This is a genomic window from Microbacterium sp. H6, assembly GCF_003314775.1.
Taxonomy (GTDB): Bacteria; Actinomycetota; Actinomycetes; order Actinomycetales; family Microbacteriaceae; genus Microbacterium; species Microbacterium oxydans.
In genome coordinates this window covers 7211-12254 of sequence record NZ_QOAY01000258.1, presented here as the reverse complement: position 1 = coordinate 12254, position 5044 = coordinate 7211, and the positions used below count along the sequence as shown (strand labels likewise).

Annotated in this window: 6 protein-coding genes; 3 read left to right on the top strand and 3 right to left on the bottom strand. The window is 69.9% G+C overall.

The annotated features are described in order from the left end of the window. Positions 1-234: 234 nt before the first annotated feature. The gene (locus tag DSP71_RS16600) at positions 235-1017 is read right to left on the bottom strand and encodes an SDR family NAD(P)-dependent oxidoreductase (RefSeq protein WP_113681628.1); all 783 of its coding nucleotides are present in this window, start codon (positions 1015-1017) and stop codon (positions 235-237) included. Beyond that, a complete protein-coding gene (locus DSP71_RS16595; RefSeq protein WP_046747527.1) occupies positions 999-1859 on the bottom strand; it encodes a fumarylacetoacetate hydrolase family protein in 861 nt (286 codons plus the stop codon). The genes DSP71_RS16600 and DSP71_RS16595 overlap by 19 nt, the downstream gene beginning before the upstream one ends. 123 nt (positions 1860-1982) lie before the next feature. On the opposite strand from DSP71_RS16595, the gene DSP71_RS16590 reads away from it, so the two are divergent. From DSP71_RS16590 to DSP71_RS16580, 3 genes are read left to right on the top strand one after another with little or no spacing between them, the layout of a single operon-like run. Beyond that, positions 1983-3278, top strand: coding sequence for an L-fuconate dehydratase (locus DSP71_RS16590; RefSeq protein WP_113681627.1), 1296 nt, complete (start codon positions 1983-1985; stop codon positions 3276-3278). After that, a complete protein-coding gene (locus DSP71_RS16585; RefSeq protein ID WP_113681626.1) occupies positions 3265-4263 on the top strand; it encodes an aldo/keto reductase in 999 nt (332 codons plus the stop codon). The genes DSP71_RS16590 and DSP71_RS16585 overlap by 14 nt, the downstream gene beginning before the upstream one ends. A gap of 31 nt (positions 4264-4294) precedes the next feature. Further along, a complete protein-coding gene (locus DSP71_RS16580) occupies positions 4295-4714 on the top strand; it encodes an RbsD/FucU family protein (RefSeq protein WP_113681625.1) in 420 nt (139 codons plus the stop codon). 40 nt (positions 4715-4754) lie between these two features. Here DSP71_RS16580 and DSP71_RS24130 read toward each other — a convergent pair. Then, the coding region (locus DSP71_RS24130) for a substrate-binding domain-containing protein (RefSeq protein ID WP_258546505.1) at positions 4755-5044 on the bottom strand (290 nt) is incomplete at its 5' end.

Genomic DNA, 5044 nt, shown 5'->3' with positions numbered 1-5044 from the left:
GAGCGCGAGAAGGTGGCCTACCAGCCCACGGCACGATCGCGCGGGGCCGATGTCGTCATCGCGTGGGCGGAGGCGCGCGGCCACGATGTCGACGCCCTGTTCTGGCGCAACGCCGAGCGGTTCTACCGGATCGACGCCTCGGCCTGAGGTTTTCGAATCGCGCAACCGGTCCGGACCATGCTTCGGATGTCCAGGGTGCGGATGGAGCCGGTTGCGCGATTCGAAAGCGAGGGGCTACTCCGCGCGCAGGCGCAGCTGGGCCATGCCGCCGTCGACCTCGATGAAGGTTCCGGTGGTCGAGCCGGCTGACGGGCCCACGAGGTAGGCGACCGCCGCAGCGACCTCGTCGGGGCTGACCAGGCGTCCGTGGGGCTGGCGCGCTTCGAGGGCGGCGCGCTCCGCGGCGGGATCGGTGGCCGAGTCGAGAAGTCGCCCCACCCATGGGGTGTCTGCCGTTCCCGGGTTGACGGCGTTCACGCGGATGCCTTCGCGCAGGTGATCGGCGGCCATCGCACGGGTGAGGGCGGAGACCGCACCCTTCGACGCACTGTAGAGCGCGCGCTGCGGCAGGCCGGTGGTCGAGGCGATGGAAGCCGTGTTGCAGACCGCGGCCGCCGGCGACTTCCGCAGCCAGGGCAGGGCGGCAGACGTGACGCGGGCGATGCCGGTCACGTTGACCGAGAGCACTCGGGCCCACTCGTCGTCGTCGTTCGCGGCGATGTCGCCCTGCGCGCCGATACCGGCGTTGTTCACGACGATGTCGATGCGTCCGAACTTCTCGCCGACGGCAGCCACAGCGGCGTCGACGCTCGCGCGGTCGGAGACGTCGGCCGTGAAGGCGGCGAAGGCGGGGTCGGCCGTGGCGGTGTCGCGATCGAGCACCGCGATCGTCGCTCCGTCGGCGTGCAGGCGCTGTGCGATCGCCGCGCCGATTCCGGATGCTCCGCCGGTGACGATCGCCACCAGCCCGTTCAATCCATCCAGTCCGTTCAATGCGCTCACTTCCGGGCCTCCCATGCCACGAACTCCTGTCGCTGACGACCGAGGCCGTCGATCTCGATCTCGACCACGTCGCCCGCGGCCAGGTAGGGGTACTTGCCCGACAGTGCGACGCCCTGCGGGGTGCCGGTGAGGATCAGGTCTCCGGGCTCGAGCGTCACGTACTGCGACAGGTGGTGCACGATCTGCTCGACCGTGAAGATCATGTCGCTCGTGTTCGAGTCCTGCCGCGGCTCGCCGTTCACGAAGCTGCGCAGGCCGAGCGCCTGGTGGTCGACCTCGTCGGGGGTGACCAGCCACGGTCCGGTCGGATTGAAGCCGGCGGCGATCTTGCCCTTCGACCACTGCCCCCCGGAGACCGCCATCTGGAAGTCGCGCTCGGACACGTCGTTCGCGGCGACGAAGCCGGCCACGTGCGCCATCGACTCCTCCGGCGAGTCGAGGTACGCGGTGCGGGTGCCGATCACGATGCCGAGCTCGACCTCCCAGTCGGTCTTCTCGCTGCCGCGGGGGATCGTCACCGTGTCGTCAGGGCCGACGACCGTGTTCGGCGTCTTGAGGAAGAGGATCGGGATGGTGGGCGGCTCCGATCCCGACTCGGCCGCGTGGGCGGCGTAGTTCATGCCGATGCAGATCACGGCGCTCGGCCGTGCGATCGGGGCGCCGACGCGCAGGGAGGAGGCATCCGCGAGCTCGGGGAGTTCTCCGGCATCGCGGGCGGCGGTGACGCGGGAGCCGAAGTCGCTCTCGAGGAAGGCTCCGTCCACATCGGATGTTACGGGGCGGAGGTCGAGGTATCGGTCGCCCTCCACGAGGACGGGGATCTCATTCCCGGGGGTGCCGAGCCGCGCGAACTTCATGTTTCTCCTGATCGGTCGGGAGGCCGCGACGAGGCGGCCGGTCTCGTTGACAGTATAGACATCGGATGTTTACACTCCAAGAGATCCGCACGGAGAAATCACCCGTGCATGGAGAGGAATCCCGTGAGCCGTATCGTCGCCCTCGACACCACCGACATCCGCTTCCCCACGTCTCTGAGCCTGGACGGGTCGGATGCGATGAACCCCGACCCCGACTACTCGGCCGCGTACGTCATCGTGCGCACCGACGCGGACGACGACATCGAGGGGCACGCCTTCGTCTTCACGATCGGCCGCGGCAACGACGTGCAGGTCGCCGCGATCGACGCGCTCGCCGGCCACCTGGTCGGACGCGAGATCGAGCCTCTGCTCGACGACATGGGCGGCACGTTCCGTGACATCATCGGCGACTCGCAGCTGCGCTGGCTCGGCCCCGAGAAGGGCGTCATGCACATGGCCATCGGCGCGGTCATCAACGCGCTGTGGGACATCAAGGCCAAGCGTGCGGGCCTCCCGCTCTGGCAGCTCCTCGCCCGCATGACGCCGGAGGAGCTCGTCGACCTCGTCGACTTCCGCTACCTCACCAACGCCCTCACCCGCGAGGACGCCCTCGGGATCCTGCGGGCCGCAGAGTCCGGTAGGGCCGAGCGGGAGCAGCAGCTGCTCGCCACCGGCTACCCGGGCTACACGACCAGCCCCGGCTGGCTCGGCTACTCCGATGAGAAGCTCGAACGCCTCGCCCGCGAGGCCATGGCCGACGGTTTCACCCAGATCAAGCTCAAGGTCGGCGCCGACCTGCAGGACGACATCCGCCGCTTCCGCAAGGCGCGCGAGGTGTGCGGCCCGGACTTCCCGATCGCGATCGACGCGAACCAGCGCTGGGAGGTGTCCGAGGCGATCGAGTGGGTGAACGCGCTCGCCGAGTTCCACCCCGCGTGGATCGAGGAGCCCACGAGCCCCGACGACGTGCTCGGCCACGCCGAGATCGCCAGAGGCATCGCCCCGATCCGCGTCGCCACCGGTGAGCACGCGCAGAACCGCGTCATCTTCAAGCAGCTGCTGCAGGCCGAGGCCATCTCCGTCATGCAGATCGACGCCGTGCGGGTCGCGGGCGTGAACGAGAACATCGCCAACCTGCTGCTCGCCGCCAAGTTCGGGGTGCCGGTCTGCCCGCACGCCGGCGGTGTCGGCCTGTGCGAGGCCGTGCAGCACCTGTCGATGTTCGACTTCGTCGCCGTCACCGGCACGCGCGAGGGCCGGATGATCGAGTTCGTCGACCACCTGCACGAGCACTTCGTGGTGCCGACCGACATCCAGGGCGGCTCTTACATGGCTCCCACCACGCCGGGCACGGGCATGGAGATGAAGGCTGAGAGCATCGCCGCGTACACCTGGACGGGCGCGCATGTCGGCGTCTGACGGTGTGATCGTGCCGGACCGCCTGACCGTCCCGACTCTCGGCTATGGTGCCGCGAACGTCGGCAACCTCTTCCGTGAGCTGTCCGACGACGACGCGTGGGCGGTGCTGGACGCGGCGTGGGAGAGCGGCATCCGCTTCTACGACACCGCTCCGCACTACGGCCTCGGGCTCTCCGAGCGTCGCCTCGGCGCCTTCCTGCAGACCAAGCCGCGCGACGAGTACGTGCTCTCGACCAAGGTCGGCCGGCTGCTGCGCTCGAACCCCGACCACGCCGGCGGCCTCGACACCGCGAACGACTTCCACGTGCCTGACGACCTCCAGCGCGTGTGGGACTTCTCGGCGGACGGCATCCGGAGGAGCCTGGACGAGTCCCGCGAGCGGCTCGGCATCGAGCGCATCGACCTCCTCTACCTGCACGACCCGGAGCGGCACGACCTCGACCTCGCGCTCGCCGAGGCCCTTCCGGCCCTGGAGCAGCTGCGCGCGGACGGCGAGGTGACCGCGATCGGCATCGGCTCGATGGTGTCGGAAGCCCTCGCGGCATCCGTGCGTTCCGCGGACCTCGACCTCGTGATGGTGGCCGGCCGCTACACGCTGTTGGAGCAGCCCGCAGCGGTCGACGTGCTGCCCGCGTGCCGGGAGACCGGGACCGGGATCGTCGCGGCGTCGGTGTTCAACTCCGGACTGCTGGCCTCGAACGAGCCGCGGAGGGATGGCCGCTACGAGTACGGGCAGCTCCCCGACGAGCTGTGGGAGCGCCTGGTGCGCATCGCCGCGGTGTGCGCCGACCACGATGTGCCCCTGCCGGCCGCGGCGATCCAGTTCCCGTTGCAGTCCGAGGTCGTACGCTCGGTCGTGGTGGGTGGCAGTCGTCCGGCGCAGCTGCAGCAGAATGCGGAGTATGCCGCCCTCGACATCCCGGCCGCGCTGTGGGACAACCTCGCAGCGGAGGGGCTCATCCCGGCCGGCTCAGGCGTCTCCTGAACCACCCGACGGCTCGACGAGAGGAGCACTCGTGCTCGAAGGAATCCATCCCCTGCTGACGGGAGAGCTGCTGCTGCACCTCGACCGCATGGGGCACTCCGATGCCGTGGTCGTCGCCGACGCGCACTTCCCCGCGTGGGGTCTGGGCGCACGTGTGATCGACCTGCCCGGCACCACGACGCCTGAGGTGGTGGCTGTCATCCGCACCGTGCTGCCGCTGGACGACGCCCCCGGCCTCGATCTGATGACCTCGGCCGACGGCGAGGTGCTCGACGTGCAGCGCGAGCTCATGGCGGCGGCGGGCACAGCCGTGGACACGACGGCCTTCGTCGAGCGGTTCGCCTACTACGAGGTCGCGAAGACCGCGTATCTGATGGTGCGCACGGGTGAGACGCGCAAATACGGCAACGCGCTGCTGCGCAAGGGTGTGGTCGGCCACCCCTCGGCCTGACGAAGGAGCGAGGCCTCGCGGCACCCAGAGAACGACCGTCTCAGCGACCGACGGTCGACTCCCGCACGATGAGTTCGGCGGGGAACGGCGTCGTCGCGGGCGGGGGTGCCGAGGGGTCGGCGAGCTGTGCCAGCAGGGCGATCCCGGCGGCGCGGCCGATCTCGTAGCCGGGCTGGCGCACGCTGGTGAGCGGGACGACACCCTGGTGCGCCTGGGCGACATCGTCGAACCCGATGAGTGCGATCTCCTCCGGCACGCGGACGCGGTGGCGCAGGAGCTGCGTGAGCACGCCGAGCGCCACCATGTCGTTCGCGGCGAACACGGCGTCGG

Bases quoted from the DNA above. Each gene is read 5' to 3' on its own strand.
- DSP71_RS16595 (WP_046747527.1), bottom strand. From the start codon at position 1,859: ATGAAGTTCGCGCGGCTCGGCACCCCCGGGAATGAGATCCCCGTCCTC.
- DSP71_RS16600 (WP_113681628.1), bottom strand. From the start codon at position 1,017: ATGGGAGGCCCGGAAGTGAGCGCATTGAACGGACTGGATGGATTGAAC.
- DSP71_RS16585 (WP_113681626.1), top strand. From the start codon at position 3,265: ATGTCGGCGTCTGACGGTGTGATCGTGCCGGACCGCCTGACCGTCCCG.